The 24369-nt window shown below is 59.5% G+C and carries 22 protein-coding genes; 14 read left to right on the forward strand and 8 right to left on the reverse strand.

Features of this window, described 5'->3' with window-relative positions:
* Positions 1-9: 9 nt before the first annotated feature.
* The 8 genes from nuoI to FFH90_RS19870 all read left to right on the forward strand — a co-directional run bounded on the left by nuoI (position 10) and on the right by FFH90_RS19870 (position 8205).
* The gene (nuoI, locus tag FFH90_RS19835; RefSeq protein ID WP_007940875.1) at positions 10-555 is read left to right on the forward strand and encodes an NADH-quinone oxidoreductase subunit NuoI; all 546 of its coding nucleotides are present in this window, start codon (positions 10-12) and stop codon (positions 553-555) included.
* Positions 556-564: 9 nt separating this feature from the next.
* Positions 565-1068, forward strand: a complete 504-nt coding sequence (gene nuoJ, locus FFH90_RS19840) for an NADH-quinone oxidoreductase subunit J (RefSeq protein ID WP_018925508.1) — start codon at positions 565-567, stop codon at positions 1066-1068.
* A gap of 2 nt (positions 1069-1070) precedes the next feature.
* Complete coding sequence (gene nuoK, locus FFH90_RS19845; protein ID WP_007940879.1) at positions 1071-1379, forward strand: NADH-quinone oxidoreductase subunit NuoK; 309 nt, start codon at positions 1071-1073, stop codon at positions 1377-1379.
* The gene (gene nuoL, locus FFH90_RS19850; RefSeq protein WP_138867904.1) at positions 1376-3229 is read left to right on the forward strand and encodes an NADH-quinone oxidoreductase subunit L; all 1854 of its coding nucleotides are present in this window, start codon (positions 1376-1378) and stop codon (positions 3227-3229) included. The genes nuoK and nuoL overlap by 4 nt, the downstream gene beginning before the upstream one ends.
* Positions 3230-3269: 40 nt before the next feature.
* Positions 3270-4802, forward strand: a complete 1533-nt coding sequence (gene nuoM, locus FFH90_RS19855; RefSeq protein ID WP_018925506.1) for an NADH-quinone oxidoreductase subunit M — start codon at positions 3270-3272, stop codon at positions 4800-4802.
* A gap of 7 nt (positions 4803-4809) precedes the next feature.
* Positions 4810-6273 (forward strand): NADH-quinone oxidoreductase subunit NuoN, encoded by a 1464-nt coding sequence (gene nuoN, locus FFH90_RS19860; protein WP_018925505.1) that lies wholly within the window; start codon positions 4810-4812, stop codon positions 6271-6273.
* Between the two features lie 276 nt (positions 6274-6549).
* On the forward strand, positions 6550-6744 hold the full coding sequence (locus tag FFH90_RS19865; protein WP_372240828.1) for a hypothetical protein: 195 nt from the start codon (positions 6550-6552) through the stop codon (positions 6742-6744).
* 135 nt (positions 6745-6879) lie between these two features.
* Positions 6880-8205, forward strand: coding sequence for an OprD family porin (locus FFH90_RS19870; RefSeq protein WP_138867905.1), 1326 nt, complete (start codon positions 6880-6882; stop codon positions 8203-8205).
* 545 nt (positions 8206-8750) lie between these two features.
* Here the strand turns inward: FFH90_RS19870 and FFH90_RS19875 are convergent.
* The 5 genes from FFH90_RS19875 to FFH90_RS19895 all read right to left on the reverse strand — a co-directional run bounded on the left by FFH90_RS19875 (position 8751) and on the right by FFH90_RS19895 (position 15295).
* Positions 8751-9083, reverse strand: a complete 333-nt coding sequence (locus FFH90_RS19875; RefSeq protein WP_086945151.1) for a DUF2790 domain-containing protein — start codon at positions 9081-9083, stop codon at positions 8751-8753.
* Positions 9084-9162: 79 nt separating this feature from the next.
* Entirely contained in the window at positions 9163-9363 is a 201-nt protein-coding gene (locus tag FFH90_RS19880; RefSeq protein ID WP_018925500.1) for a co-regulatory protein PtrA N-terminal domain-containing protein, read from the reverse strand.
* Positions 9364-9599: 236 nt separating this feature from the next.
* Positions 9600-12752, reverse strand: coding sequence for an efflux RND transporter permease subunit (locus FFH90_RS19885; RefSeq protein ID WP_138867906.1), 3153 nt, complete (start codon positions 12750-12752; stop codon positions 9600-9602).
* Between the two features lie 40 nt (positions 12753-12792).
* Complete coding sequence (locus FFH90_RS19890) at positions 12793-13986, reverse strand: efflux RND transporter periplasmic adaptor subunit (RefSeq protein ID WP_138867907.1); 1194 nt, start codon at positions 13984-13986, stop codon at positions 12793-12795.
* Positions 13987-14035: 49 nt separating this feature from the next.
* Positions 14036-15295 (reverse strand): TolC family protein, encoded by a 1260-nt coding sequence (locus tag FFH90_RS19895; RefSeq protein ID WP_138867908.1) that lies wholly within the window; start codon positions 15293-15295, stop codon positions 14036-14038.
* 467 nt (positions 15296-15762) lie between these two features.
* On the opposite strand from FFH90_RS19895, the gene FFH90_RS19900 reads away from it, so the two are divergent.
* The 6 genes from FFH90_RS19900 to FFH90_RS19920 all read left to right on the forward strand — a co-directional run bounded on the left by FFH90_RS19900 (position 15763) and on the right by FFH90_RS19920 (position 21449).
* A complete protein-coding gene (locus tag FFH90_RS19900) occupies positions 15763-16437 on the forward strand; it encodes a heavy metal response regulator transcription factor (RefSeq protein WP_007940896.1) in 675 nt (224 codons plus the stop codon).
* Positions 16434-17834 carry a heavy metal sensor histidine kinase gene (locus FFH90_RS19905; RefSeq protein ID WP_086944992.1) on the forward strand — a complete coding sequence of 467 codons (1401 nt, stop codon included), beginning with the start codon at positions 16434-16436 and terminating at the stop codon, positions 17832-17834. Before FFH90_RS19900 ends, FFH90_RS19905 begins: the two co-directional genes overlap by 4 nt.
* A 376-nt stretch (positions 17835-18210) precedes the next feature.
* Positions 18211-18339, forward strand: coding sequence for a hypothetical protein (locus tag FFH90_RS30425; RefSeq protein ID WP_256597110.1), 129 nt, complete (start codon positions 18211-18213; stop codon positions 18337-18339).
* A gap of 43 nt (positions 18340-18382) precedes the next feature.
* On the forward strand, positions 18383-19615 hold the full coding sequence (locus tag FFH90_RS19910) for a YcaO-like family protein (protein WP_138867909.1): 1233 nt from the start codon (positions 18383-18385) through the stop codon (positions 19613-19615).
* Positions 19612-20571: a trans-aconitate 2-methyltransferase gene (locus tag FFH90_RS19915; RefSeq protein ID WP_064618810.1), complete on the forward strand. Its 960-nt coding sequence runs from the start codon at positions 19612-19614 to the stop codon at positions 20569-20571. Before FFH90_RS19910 ends, FFH90_RS19915 begins: the two co-directional genes overlap by 4 nt.
* The gene (locus tag FFH90_RS19920) at positions 20571-21449 is read left to right on the forward strand and encodes an alpha/beta fold hydrolase (protein ID WP_138867910.1); all 879 of its coding nucleotides are present in this window, start codon (positions 20571-20573) and stop codon (positions 21447-21449) included. The genes FFH90_RS19915 and FFH90_RS19920 overlap by 1 nt, the downstream gene beginning before the upstream one ends.
* Before the next feature lie 43 nt (positions 21450-21492).
* On the opposite strand, the gene FFH90_RS19925 is transcribed toward FFH90_RS19920, so the two are convergent.
* From FFH90_RS19925 to FFH90_RS19935, 3 genes are read right to left on the reverse strand one after another with little or no spacing between them, the layout of a single operon-like run.
* Complete coding sequence (locus FFH90_RS19925) at positions 21493-23235, reverse strand: ABC transporter substrate-binding protein (RefSeq protein WP_064618814.1); 1743 nt, start codon at positions 23233-23235, stop codon at positions 21493-21495.
* Positions 23236-23282: 47 nt separating this feature from the next.
* Positions 23283-23555, reverse strand: coding sequence for a DUF2160 domain-containing protein (locus tag FFH90_RS19930; RefSeq protein WP_026345728.1), 273 nt, complete (start codon positions 23553-23555; stop codon positions 23283-23285).
* A gap of 10 nt (positions 23556-23565) precedes the next feature.
* The gene (locus FFH90_RS19935; protein ID WP_018925489.1) at positions 23566-24366 is read right to left on the reverse strand and encodes a carbohydrate ABC transporter permease; all 801 of its coding nucleotides are present in this window, start codon (positions 24364-24366) and stop codon (positions 23566-23568) included.
* Between the last annotated feature and the right edge of the window lie 3 nt (positions 24367-24369).

Raw genomic sequence — 24369 nt, forward strand, 5'->3', positions numbered from 1 at the left:
TAGAGAATCATGAAGTACATTTTTGACATCGTGCATGGCTTCTTCACCCAGCTTCGCAGCCTGGTGATGATCTTCGGCCACGCCTTCCGCAAGCGCGACACGCTGCAGTACCCGGAAGAACCCGTGTACCTGCCGCCGCGTTTCCGTGGCCGTATCGTCCTGACCCGCGACCCCGACGGCGAAGAGCGTTGTGTAGCCTGCAACCTGTGCGCCGTGGCGTGCCCGGTGGGTTGCATCTCGCTGCAGAAAGCTGAAACCGAAGACGGTCGCTGGTACCCGGACTTCTTCCGCATCAACTTCTCGCGCTGCATTTTCTGTGGCCTCTGCGAGGAAGCCTGCCCGACCACCGCGATCCAGCTGACACCGGATTTCGAAATGGCCGAGTTCAAGCGGCAGGACCTGGTTTACGAGAAAGAAGATCTGCTGATCTCCGGTCCCGGTAAAAACCCTGACTACAACTTCTATCGTGTTGCAGGTATGGCGATTGCCGGTAAGCCAAAAGGCGCCGCGCAGAATGAAGCCGAGCCGATCAACGTGAAGAGCTTGCTGCCTTAAGGAAGAACGATGGAATTCGCTTTCTATTTCGCATCGGGTATCGCTGTTGTGTCCACGCTTCGCGTGATCACCAACACCAACCCCGTGCACGCCCTGCTCTACCTGATCATTTCGCTGATCGCCGTGGCCATGACGTTCTTCGCCCTTGGCGCACCGTTTGCCGGTGTACTGGAAGTGATCGCCTACGCCGGCGCCATCATGGTGCTGTTCGTGTTCGTGGTGATGATGCTGAACCTGGGCCCGGCCTCGGTTCAGCAAGAGCGCGTCTGGCTCAAGCCCGGTATCTGGCTGGGCCCGGTCGTACTCGGCGGCCTGCTGCTGGCTGAACTGCTGTATGTGCTGTTCAGCCACTCCAGCGGCCAGGCCCTCGGCCACACCACCGTAGACGCCAAGGCCGTGGGCATCAGCCTGTTCGGTCCTTACCTGCTGGTGGTCGAACTCGCCTCGATGCTGCTGCTCGCCGCAGCCGTCACGGCGTTCCACTTGGGCCGCAACGAAGCCAAGGAGCAATGACGATGCCTGCTATCCCTTTGGAGCATGGTCTGGCGGTCGCCGGCATCCTGTTCTGCCTCGGTCTGGTCGGCCTGATGGTCCGGCGCAACATTCTCTTCGTGCTGATGAGCCTGGAGGTCATGATGAATGCCTCCGCACTGGCGTTCATCGTTGCCGGTAGCCGCTGGGCGCAGCCGGATGGACAGATCATGTTCATCCTGGTGATCAGCCTGGCAGCCGCCGAGGCCAGTATCGGCCTGGCGATTCTGTTGCAGCTGTATCGCCGCTTCCACACTCTCGATATCGACGCTGCCAGCGAGATGCGCGGATGAACCTTCTCTATCTGACTTTCCTGTTCCCCCTGATCGGTTTTGTGCTGCTGGCGTTCTCCCGGGGACGCCTCTCGGAAAACCTCTCGGCGCTGATCGGCGTCGGTTCCATCGGCTTGTCGGCGATCGTCGCGGCTTATGTGATCTGGCAATTCAACGTTGCACCGCCCGAGGGTGGCCACTACACCCTGGTGCTGTGGCAATGGATGGCGGTGGAAGGCTTCACGCCGAACTTCGCCCTGTACCTGGATGGTCTGTCCGTGACCATGCTCGGTGTGGTGGTGGGCGTGGGCTTCCTGATCCACCTGTTCGCGTCCTGGTACATGCGCGGTGAAGCCGGTTACTCGCGCTTCTTCGCCTACACCAACCTGTTTATCGCCAGCATGCTGTTCCTGGTCCTGGCCGATAACCTGTTGTTCGTGTACTTCGGCTGGGAAGGCGTGGGCCTATGCTCGTACCTGTTGATCGGTTTCTACTACAGCAACCGCAACAACGGTAACGCAGCACTCAAAGCCTTCATCGTGACCCGCGTCGGTGACGTGTTCATGGCCATCGGCCTGTTCATCCTGTTCCAGCAACTGGGCACGCTGAATATCCAGGAACTGCTGGTCAAGGCGCCTGAGCACTTCAAGGCCGGCGACTTCTGGATCGTTCTGGCGACCCTGATGCTGCTGGGTGGCGCTGTCGGTAAATCCGCGCAACTGCCGCTGCAAACCTGGCTGGCGGATGCGATGGCCGGCCCTACTCCGGTTTCGGCACTGATCCACGCCGCGACCATGGTAACCGCCGGTGTCTACCTGATCGCCCGTACCCACGGCCTGTTCGCACTGGCGCCGGATATCCTGCACCTGGTAGGTGTCGTGGGTGGCGTGACGCTGGTGCTGGCAGGTTTTGCCGCGCTGGTTCAGACCGACATCAAACGCATCCTCGCCTACTCGACCATGAGCCAGATCGGCTACATGTTCCTGGCCCTGGGCGTCGGTGCATGGGATGGCGCGATCTTCCACCTGATGACCCACGCCTTCTTCAAGGCGCTGCTGTTCCTTGCATCCGGTGCGGTGATCGTTGCCTGCCACCACGAGCAGAACATCTTCAAGATGGGCGGCCTGTGGAAGAAACTGCCACTGGCCTACACCAGCTTCATCGTCGGCGGCGCGGCCCTGGCGGCCCTGCCTCTGGTGACCGCGGGCTTCTACTCCAAGGATGAAATCCTCTGGGAAGCGTTCGCCAGCGGTAACGAAGGCCTGCTGTATGCCGGTCTGGTCGGTGCCTTCATGACCTCGCTGTACACCTTCCGCCTGATCTTCATCACGTTCCACGGTGAAGCGAAGACCGAAGCCCATGCCGGTCACGGCGTTGCTCACTGGCTGCCGCTGTCGGTGCTGATCGTACTGTCGACGTTCGTCGGCGCGATGATCGTTCCACCGCTGCACGGTGTGTTGCCGGAAAGCGTCGGCCATGCCGGTGGCGAAGCCAAGCACAGCCTGGAAATCGCTTCGGGCGCCATCGCCCTGTCCGGTATCCTGCTGGCCGCGCTGCTGTTCCTGGGCAAGCGTCGCTTCGTCACGGCCATCGCCAACAGCGGCATCGGCCGCTTCCTTTCGGCCTGGTGGTTCGCTGCCTGGGGCTTCGACTGGATCTACGACAAACTGTTCGTCAAGCCATACCTTGCGATCAGCCACATTCTGCGCAAAGACCCGCTCGACCAGACCATCGGTCTGATCCCGCGTATGGCCAAAGGCGGTCACACCGCCCTGAGCCGCACCGAGACCGGTCAATTGCGTTGGTATGCCGCCTCGATGGCTGCTGGTGCCGTGCTGGTAATCGGCGCCGTCGTGCTGGTAGCGGTCTGACTATGAACCTTGCGAACTTGCGAAAGGAAACGAGCCCGTCATGATTCTGCCATGGCTAATCCTGATCCCCTTCATCGGCGGCCTGCTGTGCTGGATGGGTGAGCGCTTCGGCGCCACCCTCCCCCGCTGGATTGCGCTGATCACCATGTCCCTGCTGCTCTCCCTCGGCCTCTGGCTGTGGGCCAACGGTGACTATTCATTTGCACCAAAACCTGGCGCCGATCCGACCTGGGCGCTTGAGTTCAAACACGTCTGGATCCAGCGCTTCGGCATCAACGTGCACCTGGCCCTCGACGGCCTGTCGCTGTTGATGATCCTGCTGACCGGCCTGCTGGGTGTCCTCTCGGTACTCTGCTCCTGGAAAGAGATTCAGCGTCACGTGGGCTTCTTCCACCTGAACCTGATGTGGATCCTGGGCGGTGTCGTTGGCGTGTTCCTCGCCCTCGACCTGTTCATGTTCTTCTTCTTCTGGGAAATGATGCTGGTGCCGATGTACTTCCTCATCGCGCTCTGGGGTCACAGTTCTTCGGACGGCAAGAAAACCCGGATCTACGCGGCGACCAAGTTCTTCATCTTCACTCAGGCTTCCGGCCTGATCATGTTGGTGGCGATCCTGGGCCTGGTACTGGTCAACTTCAACGACACCGGCGTGATTACCTTCAACTACGCCGATCTGTTGAAAACCAAGATGTCGCAGACCACCGAGTACATCCTGATGCTCGGCTTCTTCATCGCCTTCGCGGTCAAGCTGCCCGTCGTACCGTTCCACTCCTGGTTGCCTGACGCTCACGCCCAGGCACCGACCGCGGGCTCCGTGGACCTGGCCGGTATCTTGCTGAAGACTGCTGCGTACGGCCTGCTGCGTTTCGCCCTGCCACTGTTCCCGAATGCCTCGGCCGAGTTCGCGCCGTTCGCCATGACCCTGGGTCTGATCGGAATCTTCTACGGTGCGTTCCTGGCCTTTGCGCAAACCGACATCAAGCGTCTGATTGCCTTCTCGTCCGTTTCCCACATGGGCTTCGTGTTGATCGGCATCTACTCCGGCAGCCAACTGGCACTGCAGGGCGCGGTCATGCAGATGCTGGCTCACGGTCTGTCGGCCGCGGCACTCTTTATCCTCTCCGGTCAGCTGTACGAGCGCACCCACACCCGCGATATGCGCGAGATGGGTGGCCTGTGGTCGAAGATTGCCTACCTGCCAGCCCTCAGCCTGTTCTTCGCAGCGGCGTCGCTGGGCCTGCCGGCGACCGGTAACTTCGTCGGTGAGTTCCTGATCCTGATCGGCACCTTCGCCAGCGCGCCATGGGTCACCGTGATCGCCACGTCCGGCCTGGTATTCGGTTCGGTCTACTCGCTGATCATGATCCACCGCGCCTACTTCGGCCCGTCGAAATCCGACGCGGTGCTGCATGGCATGGACGGTCGCGAACTGATCATGGTGGTTGGGCTTGCGGCACTGCTGCTTTACATCGGCGTGTACCCGCAACCGTTCCTCGATACCTCTGCCGCGACGATGCATGGCGTGCAGCAGTGGCTCGGCTCCGCCTTCACTCAACTCGCTTCGGCCCGGTAAGAGCGCTATGGAATTCACGACTCAACACTTTATCGCGCTTGCGCCGTTGTTGATCACCAGCGCCACGATCATCGTGGTGATGCTGGCTATCGCGTGGCGCCGCAACCACTCGCAAACCTTCCTGCTGTCGGTGGCAGGTCTTAACCTGGCCTTGCTGTCGATCCTGCCAGCCCTGAAAGTCGCGCCATTGGCCGTGACCCCGTTGCTGCAGATCGACACCTTCGCCTGCCTGTACATGGCGCTGATCCTGGTCGCCACCCTCGCCTGTGTGACCCTCGCCCACGCCTACCTGGGCGATGGTGGTACGGGCTACCCGGGCAACCGTGAAGAACTTTACCTGCTGATCCTGATGTCCGCCGCCGGTGGCCTGGTGTTGGTCAGCGCGCAGCACCTGGCCGGTTTGTTCGTCGGTCTGGAACTGCTCTCGGTACCGGTCTACGGTCTGGTGGCTTACGCCTTCTTCAACAAGCGTTCGCTGGAAGCCGGCATCAAGTACATGGTGCTGTCGGCCGCCGGTTCCGCGTTCCTGTTGTTCGGCATGGCCCTGCTCTACGCCGAAGCCGGCAGCCTGAGCTTCAACGGCATCGGTCAGGCCCTGGCGGCCACCGGCCTGCCTAGCCCGATCGCGCAACTGGGCCTGGGCATGATGCTGATCGGCCTGGCGTTCAAACTGTCGCTGGTACCGTTCCACCTCTGGACCCCGGACGTTTACGAAGGGGCTCCGGCACCGGTGGCAGCGTTCCTGGCCACGGCCTCCAAAGTGGCTGTGTTCGCGGTGATGGTGCGTCTGTTCCAGATCTCGCCAGCGGCGAGCAGTGGCGTGCTGAGCAACGTGCTGACCGTCATCGCCATCGCGTCGATCCTGTTCGGTAACCTGCTGGCACTGACCCAGAGCAACCTCAAGCGTCTGCTGGGTTACTCGTCCATCGCACACTTCGGTTACCTGCTGATCGCCCTGGTGGCGAGCAAGGGCCTGGCCGTGGAAGCCATCGGCGTGTACCTGGTCACCTACGTGATCACCAGCCTCGGCGCGTTCGGTGTGATCACCCTGATGTCCTCGCCGTACAGCGGCCGTGACGCGGATGCCCTGTACGAATACCGTGGCCTGTTCTGGCGCCGTCCGTACCTGACCGCCGTCCTGACCGTGATGATGCTGTCCCTGGCCGGTATCCCGCTGACTGCGGGCTTCATCGGCAAGTTCTACATCATCGCCACCGGCGTCGAATCGCACCAATGGTGGCTGGTCGGCTCCCTGGTACTGGGCAGCGCCATCGGCGTCTTCTACTACCTGCGTGTGATGGTCACCCTGTACCTGATGGAACCGAACCTGCGTCGCCACGATGCGCAACTGCACTGGGAACAACGTGCAGGCGGCGTGATGCTGCTGGCGATCGCCGTACTGGCGTTCTTCCTCGGCCTGTACCCACAACCGCTGCTGAACCTGGTTCAACAGTCGGGGTTGGCGGGTTGATCGCTTAAGCGATACTCGGTAGAAAACAGAAACGGCACCTTCGGGTGCCGTTTTTGCGTTTGTGGGATTCAACATCAAAAGATCGCAGCCTTCGGCAGCTCCTACATTGGGATGGCATACACCCTGTAGGAGCTGCCGAAGGCTGCGATCTTTTGCTTTTCAGCGCCCTCCTCTCTTTTAGGAAGTTACCTGCAAGACGCTGGGCAATAGCTGACATTCGGCGGGAGGCATTTACCGTTAAATTCGAAGATCAGCTATCAAGGGAGATCGCGAACCATGAAGCGAAATATTTTTTCGGATCTGATGGAAGGCCTCGAAGCCCTGGCCGATAAGCGCCAAGGCAAGGTCATGCTGCGGACCCACACATTAAAACTGCCAAAACGGGTACCAATCACTGCCGAGGAAGCACCCGCCCCTGAACCAACAACTCCGCCAATCGTTTCCCGCCACACCCACATGACGAAATTGTAATTCCCCCATCACCTTGGCGTTATCCGCAGCTTGCAACGATGTCACCCGGCGACCATGCCGGCGGGCCCTTGCCCGCCGAACAATAAAACCCACGCCGAAGCACGTTCCCGTTCTGCCGAACCCAAGGAGTGATTGATGGTTAACAATACAAAAATGTCGATAGCCGCTTTAGCGGTGGTTGTCGGCTCCGGGCCGTCCATGGTGTTGGCGGAAGAAAAACCCGAGGGGTTTATCGAGGGCAGCAGCCTGACGGTGCTCAACCGCAACTTATACTTCAATCGTGATCACCGTGACGGCCAGTCGAGTCCCACCGGCAATGGCTATTCCGAGGCCTGGGCTCACGCGGTCATCAGCAAGTTCGAATCCGGCTTTACCCAAGGCACCGTTGGATTCGGGGTCGATGCGTTTGCGATGATCGGCTTGAAACTCGATACCGGTGACGGGCGCAACGGTGGCCGTAGTTCTTTCGACGTGTTGCCGGTCGACAGCGATGGTCAGGCGCGGGATGAATACACCAAGGTCGGTGGCGCCGCCAAAGTTCGCGCCTTCGATACGGTGGTGAAGGTCGGCGATGTGTTCCCCGCCAACCCGGTGGTTGCGGCGGGTGACTCCCGACTGTTGCCGGAAAGCTTCCGGGGTGTCACGGCCACCAACACCAGCATCGAAGGTCTGTCGGTACAGGGCGGTCGCCTGCATGCGATGAGCCAGCCGGTGTCCAGCGACATGCGCGAAAACTTCGCGACCTTCTACGCCGGTCCAGTCAACTCACCGTGGATCGGCTATTTCGGTGGCGACTATGCACTGAACAAAAACCTCAGTTTCAGCCTGTATTCCAGTCGCCTCAAGGATGCCTGGAATCAGTATTACGCCGGCACCGCATGGACTTATCCGCTGTCGGATGACCTGTCGCTGTTCGGTGGCTTGAACTATTACAAGGCGGTCGACGAAGGCAAACAACTGCTCGGCGAGTTCGACAACAACATCTGGAGCGGCCGTGTCGGGGTGAAACTCGGCGCCCACTCCGTTGCCTTGTCGCACCAGCGCAACAATGGCAACGACGACTTCGATTACCTGCGCCAGTCCGACTCGATCTTCCTCGACAACTCCATCCAGTACAGCGACTTCAACTCGCCCAAGGAACGTTCCTGGATGGTGCGTTACGACCTCGATATGAGCAGCTATGGCGTGTCGGGTTTGTCGTTCATGACTCGTTACGCCCGCGGCACCGACGCCGATTACTCCAACGCCAACGCCGTTTACATGCGCCGCGATGCCGACGGCAACCCACTGACTGACCAGAAGCGCTGGGAGCGCGACATCGAAGTCAAATACGTGGTGCAGAGCGGCTCGCTGAAAGACATGTCTCTTCGTTTGCGCCAGGCCACCACCCGCGCCACGGCGTTTGAGTCGGATCTGGATGAAGTGCGGGTGATTGTCGAGTATCCGCTGGCGATTCTCTGACTTCACGGCTAATGCAAATTCACCTTTAGAAGCTCCTTGCTCCTTTGGTAAGAGGTGAATCTTTTGGCGTCCTTCGGGGCGCCTTTTTTATGCCCGTGAATTGAGCACTGCAGAAGCAGCCTTCGGCGACGCCTACAGGGTCGGCTTCTGTTTCGGGAGGGTTTGGTGTTGGCTTTTTCATGATTTCGGCATTCAGCGTGATGGTTAGAACTGACCCATTCGGTTCCACGCGAAAAGGAGGCAGCTGTACGCAGGTTGGAACCCGGGCCACTGAGCAAAACCCGACAGACTCGAAGTCTCCCGCGCACAGCCGCCATAACGGAGTGCACACATCAAGGTGCGCACGTCATGAAAGGCGCTTTTGCTTTCAGTGGAGCCGCGGGGTTCCAATTCCGATCACTGAATTGGCAGCGACAAACACAGGCTAGAGAGCGGACGTCCGACGGACAACCTGAAAACATTGTGGGAAGCCTCCCTACCTTCGCCATATCTGTTAAACATCCCGAATTGAAATACTCAACGTAGGTTGGAGGCCCTCTGTGCCCTCACCCGCCCTGTCGGCGGCAATCGCCTGCCACGGTGTATTTGATGGTATTGAGTTGGCCCTTTGAATCTTCATAGGTCATGGCAGTCGGCACCACGGAGCAGGCAACTTGCGGTCGCACAACGCTCACCACTTTGACCACATCCAACTTCATCCCGTATTCGTAATCTTTCACCACCGGCGCAGGTTTGCCCTGGTTGGCCGCGTATTGCTGCATGGCTTGGGCGTTGGCACTGAACGCCCTCTCAAACGTCCTGTCACCGCCGCCTTCTGCCAGCGCATTCAACGACATCGCCATCACACCGACGAACGCCATCAACTTAAAAACTTTCATATCCAGTACCTTCAAATCCAGGCTCAAAAAAAAGCCCACCATCGGCCTTCGATGACGGGCTAGTTCAGGTGCGACACGCTTACAAGTCTTTGGTCTTGTCGTCCTTTTTTTCATTCAACACGACGGGGTTACGCGCCTGTTCCTTGGCGACAAACGCCTCCACCGAACGGTCATTGGCCGCCATCATTTTCTCAAAGACTCTGTCGCCGCCACCTTCAGCCAAAACAACAGAAGACATCACCAACGCCGCTGCGAACGCACTCAGTTGTACAAATTTCATGCTTGATTCCTCGTTTAATTAACTAACGGGATCAAGGTAACAATCCGAACCTTTCGTGACGGTGGCGCGCAAATTACATATCCGTTATGTAACCTGAAAGGCACCTGTGGCGAGGGAGCTTGCTCCCGCTGGGTCGCGAAGCGGCCCCTCCTTCACAAAAAAAGAAGGGGCCTGCTACGCAGTCCAGCGGGAGCAAGCTCCCTCGCCACAGATAGTGGTATGCCTGAAACATTGGCTTATGAGGTGGGACTTCTCTCCTCTTCACCTCGGTGCGCGAGCTGATACAGCGCCGGCAAAATCAGCAGCGTCAGGATGGTCGAAGACAGAATCCCGCCGATCACCACCGTCGCCAACGGTCGCTGCACCTCGGCACCCGTGCCGGTCGCCAAAGCCATGGGAATGAAGCCCAGGGACGCGACCAGCGCCGTCATCAACACCGGGCGCAGACGCGTGAGCGCACCCTCATTGATTGCATCAGCGAGCGAACGCCCCTCCTCCCGCAAATTGCGGATAAACGCGATCATCACCAGACCGTTGAGCACCGCCACCCCCGACAGCGCAATGAAACCAACGCCCGCCGAGATCGACAGCGGAATGTCCCGCAGCCACAGCGCCATGACGCCCCCGGTCAACGCAAACGGAATCCCGGTGAACACCAGCAAGCCGTCCTTGAGGTTGTTGAACATCATGAACAGCAAGCCGAACACCAACAGCAAGGCCACCGGCACCACGATCTGCAAGCGTTTGGCCGCCGACTGCAACTGCTCGAACTGCCCGCCCCAGCCGGTCCAGTAACCCGCCGGCACCTGTACATCGCGCTCAATCACCTCACCGGCCTCTTTAACGAAGGAGCCAATATCGCGCCCACGCACGTTGGCGCTGACGATCACCAGCCGCTTGCCGTTTTCGCGGCTGACCTGATTCGGCCCGAGCACCAGATCAAGGCTGGCGACGTCCTTGAGGGCGATGAAGCCAATCTGATCAGCCGCGCCATTCAAAGGCGCCGGCACCGGAATCAACAGTGCCGACAAACCTTCGATGTCCTTGCGCATGGCATCGGACAGGCGCACCACCATGTCGAAACGCCGATCGCCTTCATACAGTGTCCCGGCCTGACGCCCGCCGACCGCCACCGCAATGGTGTCTTGCACGTCACCGACGTTGAGCCCGTACCGCGCCGCCTTGTCGCGGTCGATGTTGATGGTCAGCACCGGCAGGCCAGTGGTTTGCTCGACCTTGACCTCGGACGCGCCGTTGACCTTCTGCATGGCGGCAGCGATCTTCACCGCCGTGGCGTTGAGCACGTCCATGTCATCCCCGAACACCTTGACCGCCACATCGCTGCGCACGCCGGAGATCAGTTCGTTGAAGCGCAACTGGATCGGCTGCGACAGTTCATAGTTGCTGCCCGGCAGCGTCGCGGCGGCTTGTTGCAGTTCGGCCATCAGCGTTTCGCGGGACTTGCCCGGATCCGGCCACTGCGCCTTCGGCTTGAGCATCACGTAGCTGTCGGAGATGTTCGGCGGCATCGGGTCGGAGGCGATTTCGGCGGTACCGGTACGGGCGAACACACGCTCGACTTCGGGCACCTTGTTGAGGATCAAGGTCTCCAGACGCTGCTGCATGTCCACCGATTGTGTGAGGCTGGTGCCCGGCACGCGCAAGGCTTGCAGGGCAAAATCGCCCTCACTGAGGCTCGGCACAAACTCGCTGCCCATGCGGCTGGTGAGCACGCCGCTGAGCACAATCACAGCCAGCGCAGCCCCGACCGCCATGGCGCGATGGGACATCACCCACGCCAGCGCCGGCGCATAACCGCGACGCGCGCCGCGCATGACCACGCCCTCTTCTTCCTTGACCTTGCCGGTGACAAACAACGCGATGGCCGCCGGCACAAACGTCACCGACAACAGCATGGCGCCCAACAGCGCGATGACCACCGTAAAGGCCATCGGGTGGAACATTTTCCCTTCGACACCGCTCAGGGCGAAGATCGGCAGGTACACGACCATGATGATCAACTGGCCAAAAATCAGCGGCCGCCGCGCTTCTTTGGCCGCCGCGAATACTTCGTGGAAACGCTCGGAACGGCTCAGCAAACGCCCGTGATGCTGCTGCGCATGGGCCAGCCGTCGCAGGGTGTTTTCGACGATCACCACCGCGCCGTCGACGATGATGCCGAAGTCGAGGGCGCCGAGGCTCATCAAGTTGGCACTGACTTTGTTGGTGAACATGCCGGTGAAGGTGAACAGCATCGACAGCGGAATGACCATCGCGGTGATCAACGCCGCGCGGATGTTGCCCAGGAACAGGAACAGAATCGCGATGACCAGAATCGCCCCTTCCACCAGGTTCTTTTTCACCGTGGCGATGGCCTTGTCCACCAGGTGCGTGCGGTCATACACCGGCACCGCGATCACGCCTTTGGGCAGGGAACGATTGATCTGCTCAAGCCTGGTCGCCACTGCCTGGGAGACCGTCCGGCTGTTTTCGCCGATCAGCATGAACACCGTGCCCAGTACCACTTCGCGACCGTTTTCGGTGGCGGCACCGGTACGCAGTTCGCGGCCGATGTCTACCGTCGCGACGTTCTTGATCCGGATCGGCGTACCGTCGACATTGGCCATCACGATATTGGCGATGTCGTCAGTGCTCGCCACTTGCCCGGGCGCGCGAATCAGCAGCTGCTCGCCGCTGCGCTCGATGTAACCGGCGCCGACGTTGGCGTTGTTGCGCTCCAGCGCCGTGACCAGATCGGTGAGGGTCAGTTTGTAAGCCGCCAGCCGCTTCGGGTCGGGGGCGATCTGGTATTCCTTGGCGAATCCGCCGATGGTGTTGATCTCGGCCACACCGGGCACGTTGCGCAATTGCGGCTTGATGATCCAGTCCTGAATCACCCGCAAATCGGTTGGCGTGTAGGCGGTGCCGTCGTCCTTCAGCGCACCGTCCTGCGCCTCCACCGTCCACAGGAAAATCTCCCCGAGCCCGGTGGAAATCGGCCCCATCAGCGCTTCCGCGCCCTCGGGCAATTGCTCCCTGGCGATCTGCAAGCGCTCGTTGACCAATTGCCGGGCAAAGAACAGATCGGTGCCGTCCTTGAAGATCACCGTGACCTGCGACAGCCCCGAACGCGACAGCGAACGGGTCTGCTCCAGCGCCGGCAAACCGGCCATGGCGGTTTCAATCGGGAAGGTGATGCGCTGCTCGGTTTCCAGCGGCGAGAACCCGGCCGCGCCGGTGTTGATTTGCACCTGGACGTTGGTGATGTCCGGCACGGCGTCGATCGGCAGTTTTTGGTAACTGGCGACGCCGAGGCCGGCCATGAGGAGAACGGCGAGCAGCACGATGATGCGCTGCTCGATGGCAAACTGGATCAGGCGTTCGAACATGAGAACCTTCCGGTCGAGGTTGACGGATCAGTGGGAGCCTTCAATGAGAATGCTCGGCTGAGGCTTTGCCCAATTCCGATTTGAGGATGAAGCTGCCGGCACTGGCGACTTGCACGCCCGGTTCCAGCCCTTGGGTGACTTCCACCAGACCGGCCGCGCGACTGCCCAACTCCACCGCTTGCGCCTTGAAGCCGTCATCGGTGCGCACGAACACCGTGGGTTTGTCCTCGACGGTCTGGATCGAGGTTTCAGGTACGGCGACCCTGGCTTGGCGACTGTCGGTCGCCACCAGCGCGGTGACGAACAGGCCGGGGCGCCACGAGCCTTGCGGATTTTCCAGGGCCACGCGGACCGTTGCAGTGCGGGTCTGTTCACCGAGCAAACTGCCGACGTAGGCCACGGTGCCGGCGATTTCAGCATTGAGTTCCGGGGCGCTGACGGTGACCGGTTTGCCCACTTGTACCTTGGTCAGATCCTTGGGCGAAACGCCGAACGTCACCCACACCCGCGACAGGTCGGAGAGGGTAAAAGCCGCCGAGGTTTCATCGACCACCTCCCCCGGCGTCAGGTGTTTTTCCACCACCACACCGTCGAACGGCGCACGCAGTTCATAGCGATTGCCGCCGGTGGCGACCACGCTGCCGCTGAGCACACTGATTTTTTGCCGGGCATTGGTCAGGGCAATTTCGGCTTCTTCCAATGCCTGGCGTGCCTGAAGGAAATCCTGCTCGGCGGAGATCTTGTCCTGCCACAGTTTTTTCTCGCGTTCGTAGGTGGTGCGCGCCAAGGTCAGGCGCCGCTGCGCGGCAGCCTGTTCGCTGCGCTGATCAGAGATCTGCTGACTGGCGATCACCGCCAGCAACTGGCCCTTCTTCACCGACTGCCCGAGATTGACCGACACCGACTCGACCACGCCAGGGACGCGCGGCACCACGTGCGCGGTACGGTCTTCGTCAAAGCGCACTTCGCCGGGGAACGGCAAGCCGAGGCTGATGTTCTGCGCCCGCGCTTCGGCCAGTTGAATGCCCGCCGCTGCGATCTGTTCGGTGCTCAGCTCCAGGTGCCCTTCTTCTATATGTTCACCGTTGGCTGCTGCGCCTTCTTCAGCGTGACCGGCGTGTTCCGCCGATTCATCGGCGTGAGCGTCGATGGACGCATTGCCCGGCCACATCGAGCCAATACCAATGCCCAGCGCCAACGTCGCCGCAGCCACCACGATCAGTTTTTTTTCCATGGAAACTCCTCTGCGCCATGCCATCGCGCAGTGATTTGAAAGATGAAATTCAAGGGCTGACGGTGAGGTCGCCGAAGATGCGTTCGATGCGTACTCGCGCGTCCGTCGCCTCGCTGACGGCCTGGATGTATTGGCTGCGTGCGCTGATCAGGGTGCGCTGGGCGTCGAGCACATCGAGGAAGCCGAACTTGCCCATTTCGAAACCGCGTGTGGCGCTGTCGACCGCACTTTGCGCGGCGGGCAGGATGGTCTGGTTGAACGCTTCGACTTCGCCGTTGGCGGTCTGCCATTGCTCAAGGGCGGTCTGGATTTCCGTGCGTAAACGCAGTTCGGTGGCGTTGCGCAGATCCCGTGCCTGATCACTGCGCCGGGCAGCCGCCAGCACGTTGCCCTGATTACGGTTGAACAACGGAATCGGCATCGATAACCCGACCACGTTGACCCGTTCGCGCTCGGTTTCGCTGTATTGGCTGCCAATGCTCACGGTCAGGTCGGGAATGCGTTGCGACTTTTCCAGACCCAATGAGGCTTCGCGCTGATCGATCTGCAATTTGGCCAGACGCAGTTCGGCGGTCTCGTTCAGGCGCTCCAGCAATCGGCTCGCCGGTGGCACGGTGGGCACGCTTTGCGTGGCCGCTTGCACGGTGGTCGAGGCTGGCAACGGTGCGCCCATGACCTGCGCCAATTGCTGGTAGGCGTTGGCCCGATCGCGTTCGGCGCGGCTCAGTTCCAGGCGCACTTCGGAGAGTTGCACGTGCGCACGGGTGCCTTCGACTGGCGATGATTTGCCGGCCTCGATGCGTCCTTGGGCGACGCGCAAACCGTGTTCGGCCAGTTGCAGCGACTGGCGGGACAACTGCAAGCGTTGTTGCGCGGTCCGGGCGCTGTTGAACGCCTGAATCACATCGGCGCGCAAGGCATTGCGCTTGCGCTCCCACTCGATCCCGGCGGCGTCCTGCGCGAGGCTGGCGACGTCGATCCGTGCACCACGTTTGCCGCCCAGTTCGATCGGTTGGCTGAGCATCACCGTGGTGGTTCGCGAATCGCGCCGGGTGTCTTCGGCCTCCCACGACACTTCGGGGTTGGGGATCAGACCGGCCTGTTTGCGCTCACCCTCGGCGATGCCGATTTCCCACTGCGCAGCCGCCAGATCCGGGTTACCGGCGAATGCCGTTTGCAGGGCTTGATCGAGGGTCAGGGCCGATGCATGCACAAGCCCCGTGCCGGCCAGCCACACAACGCTGGCCGTCACTGTCCTCGCTGTTTTTTTCAGGCGTGCTCGCGCCGTCCGTTCTTTTAAACCGGGCAATGGAAGACTTCCTTTATTCAAGAATCTTTGATGCCGCCACGGTAGGGTTTTGAACTTATCGGCAAGGTGACTGGAACATTACAAATCCGTCATCCACGGCTTATGGAAGTTGTTTTGATCTAGGATGCGAAGTGCAAAAGGCGACATAGCAATACATGGAAACAAATACACGGTAGTTATCTGCCAAACAGCACTTGCCTGAATGTAGCGCATGGGCATTCGGGCTTGCCCGCTGCGACAGGCTGTCGCAGATGACCATACTCAGGGCTCAAGACTCAGCATTTCAGTTGACCCTGTAGCCACTACAGCCTTTACCTTGCACGCCATCACACAGGGAAACCGCCGTAGGAAACCAGCAACTCACAATCTCTAGTCGTTATTCAAATCCGTCCGGAAGCCCCTACAAAAACAACAACTTTCCTGGCCACCTTAATTAAATATCCATTAAATAAAAGTGGTGATAAATCATGCGAATCCTTGTCGTCGAGGACGAGCTTAAAGCTGCCGAATACTTGCATCAGGGACTGACGGAAAGTGGTTATATCGTTGACCACGCGGCCACTGGCGCCGATGGACTGCATCTGGCGCAACAACAGGCATACGACCTGGTGATCCTGGATGTGAACCTGCCGGAACTCGATGGCTGGGGCGTGCTGGAACAATTGCGTCGCACCCACTCCACCCGGGTGATGATGCTCACCGCCCGCGGGCGTCTGGCCGACAAGATTCGTGGTCTGGATCTGGGTGCCGACGATTATCTGGTCAAGCCATTCGAGTTTCCGGAATTGCTGGCGCGGGTGCGCACGCTGATGCGCCGCAGCGAAAACATCCCGGTGCCGCAGGTGCTCAAAGTCGCCGATCTGGAACTTGATCCGGGCCGTCACCGCGCCTTTCGCGGCGAGCAGCGCATCGACCTGACCACCAAGGAGTTCGCCCTGCTGCATCTGCTGATGCGCCAGTCCGGGGAGGTACTGACCCGCACCCAGATCATTTCGCTGGTGTGGGACATGAATTTCGACTGCGACACCAATGTGGTCGAAGTATCGATCCGGCGTTTGCGGGCGAAGATCGACGACCCGTTCGACAGCAAACTGATCCACACCCTGCGCGGTGTCGGCTATGTGCTGGAGGCGCGGGAATGAAGCCGGCCAGCCTGTCGATGCGCCTGGGCCTGACGGTGAGTATTCTCGGCGCGCTACTGGTGGTGTTCCTGGCGATCCTTGCCTACTTTGCCCTGACCCATGAGTTGAACGCGTTATCCAGAAACAGCCTGGCCCAGAAGGTGGAACAGGTGGAACACAGCCTGTCGCTGTACGCCGATGCCGCAGAAATTCGTTCGGCGCCGCACATTCTGCTCGATCAGGTCATGGGCCATGACAACCTCACCCTGACGATTTATGACCGCAGTAACTTGCGCACGCCGCTGTTGAAATCCGGCTCCGGCATGGCCGACCCGCGCCTTGAACGCAAGGCAGTGCTGGCCGCCGACGAACCACTGGCGTTCTCCGACGGCACCGACGATCAAGGCAAGCGCTACCTGACCGCTTCTCGGTTGGTCCGCATCAAGGACGGCACCCGCGTCCCGGTGCTGCTGTCGATGGACGATGCCCACAATCAGGCGTTGCTCAGCGCCTATCTGCGCTCGACGCTGATTGCTTTGCCGTTGCTGCTGATCTTCATCGGCCTCAGTGCCTGGGCCGCCGTACAGCGGGGGCTGATGCCGTTGCGCGAGTTTCGCAAAGTGGCGGCGATGGTCTCGACGCAAGACCTCGGCCATCGGCTGTCGGTGCTCGACATGCCCCAGGAACTCAGTGAACTGGCCCAGGGGATCAACGTCATGCTGGATCGCCTCGACAATGGTGTGCAGCAGCTGTCGCAGTTCTCCGATGACCTGGCCCATGAACTGCGCACGCCGATCAACAATCTGATGGGCAAGGCACAGGTGACGCTGTCCCGGGAACGCACGGCCGAGGCGTACAAAAACGTCTTGGTGTCCTGCACCGAAGAGCTGGAGCGTGTTGCGCGGATTGTCTCGGACATGCTGTTTCTGGCGCAGGCCAGTAACCCCGCAGCGCTCACATCTTTCGAGTCGGTCGCCCTGGAAGAAGAAGTCGAAAAAGTGGCCGACTTGTTTTCCTTGTCGGCGCAAGACAAGCGCATCAGCCTGAGCGTGACCGGCAGCGCGCGCGTGCTGGGCGACCGGCTGATGATTCAACGGGCGATCTCGAACCTGCTGTCCAACGCCCTGCGCCACTGTCCGGCCGGGCAAACGGTTTCGCTGCACATTGAGCAAGAGGCGACACAGGTTGCACTGGAAGTCAGCAACCCCGGCGCGGGCATCGAAGCGCAGCATCTGCCGCACCTGTTCGACCGCTTTTACCGGGTCGACAGCAGCCGCTCCCGCTCACAAGGCAGCACCGGACTGGGCCTGGCCATCGTGCGCTCGATCATGAGCCTGCATCAGGGGGTGGCACAGGTTAAAAGCTCGCCTGGGACGTTGACGGTGTTTCGATTGGGATTTCCCACCCCCGATGAATAGATGCCCAGTCATTCAACCTGCATTTTTTCTGAAACGCCTTCATACGCGATAGGAAAAATCGTCGCGCGAAGAACCCTGAAGAGCCACAAAAGTCAGTCATCACGATTTCGCACCTCCATGCAGCTGAAATTTCCGACAAGTGCATGCGTCGAAATCGTTGGGGCGGGTATGTCCCGCAATACCGTCCCATTCAACACCCGCCGATGCGTCACGAAAAAAATCGTCAAGCCGACAATTGATGTGTACGTATTTCAACACCCCTTGAATATGGTTTTTGAAACTTCCTGTCATTTTTGACCGAGCCAATACCTGCCTTATACATTTGCTCCGTGCTCGATACAGCACATCCAATGTCTAACAAAAAGAGAGTTTAATCATGGGTTATATGGGTAACTGGAACGCCAACAAAGTGATCGACCTTGAACAACAGGAAGCGCCTACGCCAGAGCAGGTTGAAGAACTGCAACTGACTGAGGCTGAACAGTCCGAACTGGAAGCCGTATAAAAAACGGGGGGCCGGCGCCCCCCGTTTCTCGAGGGAGCGAACAATGGGTTTCACACTTGCCGAACGAGAACTCACCCTGGAGCAAGCTGAACAGCGGATTCACGCTGAACTTGATAGCTTGGGCCTGCGTGTCGACACCCGCACACTGGGCCAGCAGATTGTCGCGGTCCATGCCTCTGCCAGCTCCAGCGATCACCACCACACCGCCAGGGGATCAGGTAAAGGCTACCCGCGCCACGCCCGTGTCGGTGCACTTTACGAAATGCTGGAACACTATTTAAGTGACCACTTGGATACATCCGACATTCACTATGTAGCCCCGCGCTATTTTTCCGACACATCACTATTTACCGACGACACAGCCCTGGCACTTATCGCCGAACAACCCAATGCCATAACAGCCTGCCGACAGTATACGGATGTTCTAAAGCGCACTTCATTTACATACCCGGTCGCTTTATGCACACCCGGTTATTCACGACGAACACTGATACAAGACACAACCAACTATGGCGCACTGCAACGTTATGCCAGTAATAGCGGAACCGCTATTGGCGCAACTTACAACGAGGCGATTTTGCATGCTGCCAATGAATGTATTGAGCGCGATGCGGTTTCGTTGTTCTTGCTGGAGCATTTCTACTACGAAAACCACGCGCCCCTGCGCCGCGTCGCACGCATGTCCGATCACGACGAGCTGGGTCGGCTGTGGCTGGACGCCGAAGCGGAAATCGGCGCCGAGATCGTCCTTGTCGACATCAGCACCGAATTCCTGCCGCGAACCTTTCTGGCCTTTTCAGCCGCGCCATGCACTCACCCACGAGTCTTCGGCACCGGTTGCTCGATCGATGCCAGGCATGGCGCATGGCGAGCACTTACCGAACTGGTTCAGTTACATCTTTGGTCCTCGGAGCCTGAACTGAGAGACTATCTGAGCAACGCTCAGCGGCATCTGACGGCCTTTCCTCGCCTGTTGCGCTGCCTGCGATTCGATCTGCATCCGCTGTTGAACCTGTGCGAGCAACAAACGGTAGTCTTGCCCGATGCTCGTGATGAACGACCATTGGCCGAGCAAATCGGCTTGCTGGCCGAAGACCTGCATCGGTATGGGCGCACGCTGGGCATTGCACCGCTTCACCAGACCGCCCTCGGCACCACGCTGGTCAATGTCGTCATTCCGGGGCTGGAGCGATTTTTCGTAGTCTCCAGCGGCAATGTGGTTATCCCGCAGGCGCGGGGACGGCGCTTGGAAGGGCGACATGGAGCGCCGGCATGAACGCTCGATCGGCAACGACTGCCCTCCATCGAGAACAGCGCTTGGCTCAATCCTTCGTCCGTCATGTGGCCTCCCCTGGCAAACTCGATCGTTACGTCGAGCCCTTGGGGCCGGGGCTCCATCAGCTCTTTGTTCTGCGCGTGAATGGCTGCGACTGGGTAGGCCGAAAAGTCCTGCAACACACTGACACTGACGGCTGGCATATCAACAGCCTGCTCAGGCCCTGGATGTTGCTCGGACCGCTCGCTGAGTGGCATTGGGGCAATGAAGGTGCAGAGATCTATTTTCGAGGAGTTACCCGACAAGAAAAGGAAACGGCTTTCCACGTTGCGCAGACTAAACCGGACAGCGAGGTGTGTTTCCCGCTTCCTGTCACTGATGACACGGGCCTGGAGTTTGTTTGCCCGCCCGAATACTGGCAGTGCAATGAATCGCTCGCCAAGCAACTGGATGCCGACGAAAGCCACTTTCGCCAGCATTGCGCAACGTTACTCAAGACGATATCGAGTCCCGGCGCGGTGATCCATGATCCGGCGTGCTCGACTGGGGAATTCATTGCGCACCTGGCCCGCGAACTCCCCGACCGACATTGCCTGGGCTCCGATCGTTCGGCGTCGATGATCGAACATGCAAAAAATCGTCATGGCACCTCATCTGCCGAATTTTATCTGGCCGATGCCCGAAACATTGCCTCTGCCGGCATCAAATGTGATGTGCTGATACTGCGTTTCCTCAATGCCGAAGTCATGACTCGCGCCGATGCGCAGCAGACATTGCACGATATGGCACCGTGCGTGAATCCGGGAGGCACGATTATCGTTTTCGGCCATACGCCGGTACTGATTTCCGTTCCCTACATGGCCCAGATCCTGAAACTGCAGGTGATTTCCAGTGTAGCGGCCCGCCCCGGGCACACGGAGCTGTTCCAGTTCTACAGGCTGAAGGTTCCCATCTGATGGTGGTCTCCCCGATCAATGGCTACTACCCGACTTGTGATGGCCACCATCTCTATTGGGAGCGGCACGGCACACCCGGCAGCGAACCGATATTTTTCCTGCATGGCGGGCCGGGTGGTCGTAGCGCCCTCCATCATCTTGAGTTCTTCGATCTGCGATGTTTCGATATCATTTTGTTCGACCAGCGAGGCTGCGGGCGCTCCCTTCCCCTCGGCGAGCTCCAGCACAACAACACTGGGCTATCCGTTGAAGACATCGATGCCCTGCGGCGGCATTTTGGTTTCGAAAAAATCAGTTTGCTGGGCATTTCATGGGGAAGCTGGTTGGCCATCCAATACCAGCAGCTCTATCCCGACGCCATTCTGAAAACCACGTTGGTCTCGGTGTTCATACCGTTTGTTGCGAACGTAAGCGCCTACGATAAAACCTTGAGCGAGGGTTTATCTCAATTCGCCATTGGCTCCCACGACGCCAGTGCGCGGGGTATCTACCAGCTACTGGGCAATGGTTGCGAGGTGCAACAGCGTCAGGCTGCCATCCACTGGCTGCAGGCTATTTTGCAATTGAACGGGCAATCGATGTGCCCGCACGCACTCGAAGACTTCGTTGATGAAGAAGCGGTGCGCGCCATCTGCCTGGAGTTGCATTACCACGTTAATCACTATTTCTTCACACGGGCGGACGAGCGTCTCCGGGTCGATGCCGATACCCTGGTGATACAAGGCATCAAAGACACCTTCGGCATGTCCAGCGTACGTTGGCTTCGCCAGCGCCAGAACATCCGTTGTCGTCTGCTCCACGCCGGGCACAACGCCTTCGACCTCGCGGTAATGAGAACCGTGCGCCAGTCGCTGAAACGAGAAAGTGGGCATAAATAGAAACGGCACCCGAAGGTGCCGTTCGACGTCGCAGGCCGATCTGTTACTTACGCGCCACCTCCCACGATTTCAGCAGTTCGGCATAGCTCACGGTTTCACCCTTGGGCTTCTCGTTGGCCAGTTTCGGCTTCGGTGCGCCCGGTTGGTCGAACCAGTATTGCGCGTCGCGTTCCGGGTTCATTTTCGGCGCGCAAGTGGCCTGGGCCTTGGAGCGTTCCAGACGGGTCATGATCGCGTCCTGATCCTTGGCCAGACCATCGAGCGCCTGTTGCGGGGTTTTCTCGCCGCTGGCGGCTTCGGCGATGTGGCTCCACCACAACTGTGCCAGACGCGGATAGTCCGGCACGTTGGTGCCGGTCGGGGTCCATTGCACCCGCGCCGGGCTGCGATAGAACTCGACCAGGCCACCGAGCTTCGGCGCCAGGTCGGTCATGGCTTGAGAGTTGATGTCCGACTCGCGGATCGGTGTCAGGCCGACGATGGTTTTCTTCAGCGACACGGTTTTCGAGGTCACGAACTGCGCGTACAGCCAGGCCGCGAGTTTCTGTTTCTCAGGCGTGGACTTCATGAATGTCCAGGAGCCCACGTCCTGATACCCAAGCTTCATGCCCTCTTCCCAGTACGGCCCTCTCGGCGACGGCGCCATGCGCCACTTCGGCGTACCGTCGGCGTTCACCACCGGCAGGCCCGGTTTGGTCATGTCGGCGGTAAAGGCGGAGTACCAGAAGATCTGTTGGGCGATGTTGCCCTGAGACGGTACCGGGCCAGACTCGGAAAAGGTCATGCCCGCTGCTTCCGGCGGCGCATAGGCCTTCATCCAGTCGACGTATTTCTGTGTCGCGAACACCGCCGCCGGGCCGTTGGTATCGCCGCCACGGGTCACGCTGGAACCGACCGGATGGCAGTCCTCGACACGGATGCCCCACTCGTCCACCGGCAAGCCGTTGGGCAGCCCCTTGTCGCCGCCGCCGGCCATGGAGAACCAGGCATCGGTGAAGCGCCAGCCCAGGGATGGATCCTTCTTGCCGTAGTCCATGTGCCCGTAGATGCGTTTGCCGTCGATTTCCTTGACGTCTTCGCTGAAGAATTTGGCGATGTCTTCATAGGCCGACCAGTTCACCGGCACGCCCAATTCGTAGCCGTACTTTTCCTTGAATTTTGCTTTCAGGTCCGCCCGATCGAACCAGTCGGCGCGGAACCAATACAGATTGGCGAACTGCTGGTCGGGCAGCTGATAGATCTTGCCGTCCGGCGCGGTGGTGAAGGAAATGCCGATGAAGTCCTTGATGTCGAGGGTCGGCGAGGTGAAGTTCTTGCCTTCGTTGGCCATCAGGTCGGTGATCGACTCGGTCTTGCCATAGCGAAAGTGCGTACCGATCAGGTCGGAGTCGTTGACCCAGCCGTCATAGATGCTCTTGTCCGACTGCATCACGGTCTGCAGCTTTTCCACCACATCGCCTTCTTGCAGCAGGTCGTGGGTGACTTTGATCCCGGTGATCTCGGTGAAGGCCTTGGCCAGCACCTTGGACTCGTATTCATGGGTGGTCAGGGTTTCCGAGACAACCTTGATGTCCATCCCGCGAAACGGCTCGGCCGCCTTGATGAACCACTTCAATTCCGCGAGTTGCTGATCGGCCGTCAAGGTGGACGGTTTGAATTCGCCGCCGATCCACTTTTTCGCAGCGTCTTCGTAGGCATCAGCCCAGGCCGATGCGCTCAATCCGCTGAGTGCCAGCATGGCTGCCAGTGAAATGCTATGTCGCAGCTTATTGTTTTTGTCGAACATAGAGACCTCCTTTATGGGTTTCGGAGCAACATTGCCGAGCGATTCGACTAGCCCCAACGCATCACAGCCAACAGCCACACCAGGGACAACGCGAACGCTATCCAGATGCTCCAGTCGGTGACGCCGATTACCAGCAAATGCAGGTAGGCGCTGCCGAGAAGACCGATAAACAGCCGATCGCCACGGGTGGTGGTAATCGGCAGAAAACCTTTTCGAAGAATGCTTGGCGAACGCAACTCCCAAGTCGTCATGCCCACCAGGATCAAGGCTATGACGCCGAAGAACGCCGCCGTCGGGCTGGTCCAACTCATCCATTCCATCATCAGTTCCTCATACCCGGCCCAGGGCAAAGCCCTTGGCCACGTGGTTGCGAACAAACCAGATCACCAGCATGCCCGGCAGGATAGTCAACACCCCCGCCGCTGCCAGCACGCCCCAGTCGATGCCGGACGCCGAGACCGTGCGGGTCATCACCGCGGCGATGGGTTTGGCGTTCACCGATGTCAGGGTTCGCGCCAGCAACAATTCGACCCAGGAAAACATGAAGCAGAAAAACGCCGTGACACCGATCCCGGAGCCGATCAGCGGAACGAAAATCTTCACGAAGAACTTGGGAAAGCTGTAGCCATCGATGTAGGCGGTTTCGTCGATTTCCTTGGGAACCCCAGACATGAAGCCCTCAAGAATCCACACCGCCAGCGGCACGTTAAACAGACAGTGAGCCAACGCCACCGCGATGTGCGTGTCGAACAAGCCGATCGAGGAATACAGCTGGAAGAACGGCAGCAGGAACACCGCCGGCGGTGCCATGCGGTTGGTCAGCAGCCAGAAGAACAGGTGCTTGTCACCGAGGAAGCGATAGCGCGAAAACGCATAGGCCGCCGGCAACGCCACGGTCAGGGAAATGATTGTGTTCATGCTGACGTAGTACGCCGAGTTGAGGTAGCCGGTGTACCAGCTCGGGTCGGTGAAGATCACCTTGTAGTTGGCGAAAGTGAAATCCTGGGGAAACAGCGTCAGGCCGCCGAGGATTTCGGTGTTGCTCTTGAAGGACATGTTCAACAGCCAGTAAATCGGCACCAGCAGGAACAGGATGTAGACCAGCAGTGGAATCAGCTTTCTCTTGCTCATGGC

The sequence above is a fragment of the Pseudomonas sp. ATCC 43928 genome (assembly GCF_005938665.2).
GTDB lineage: Bacteria > Pseudomonadota > Gammaproteobacteria > Pseudomonadales > Pseudomonadaceae > Aquipseudomonas.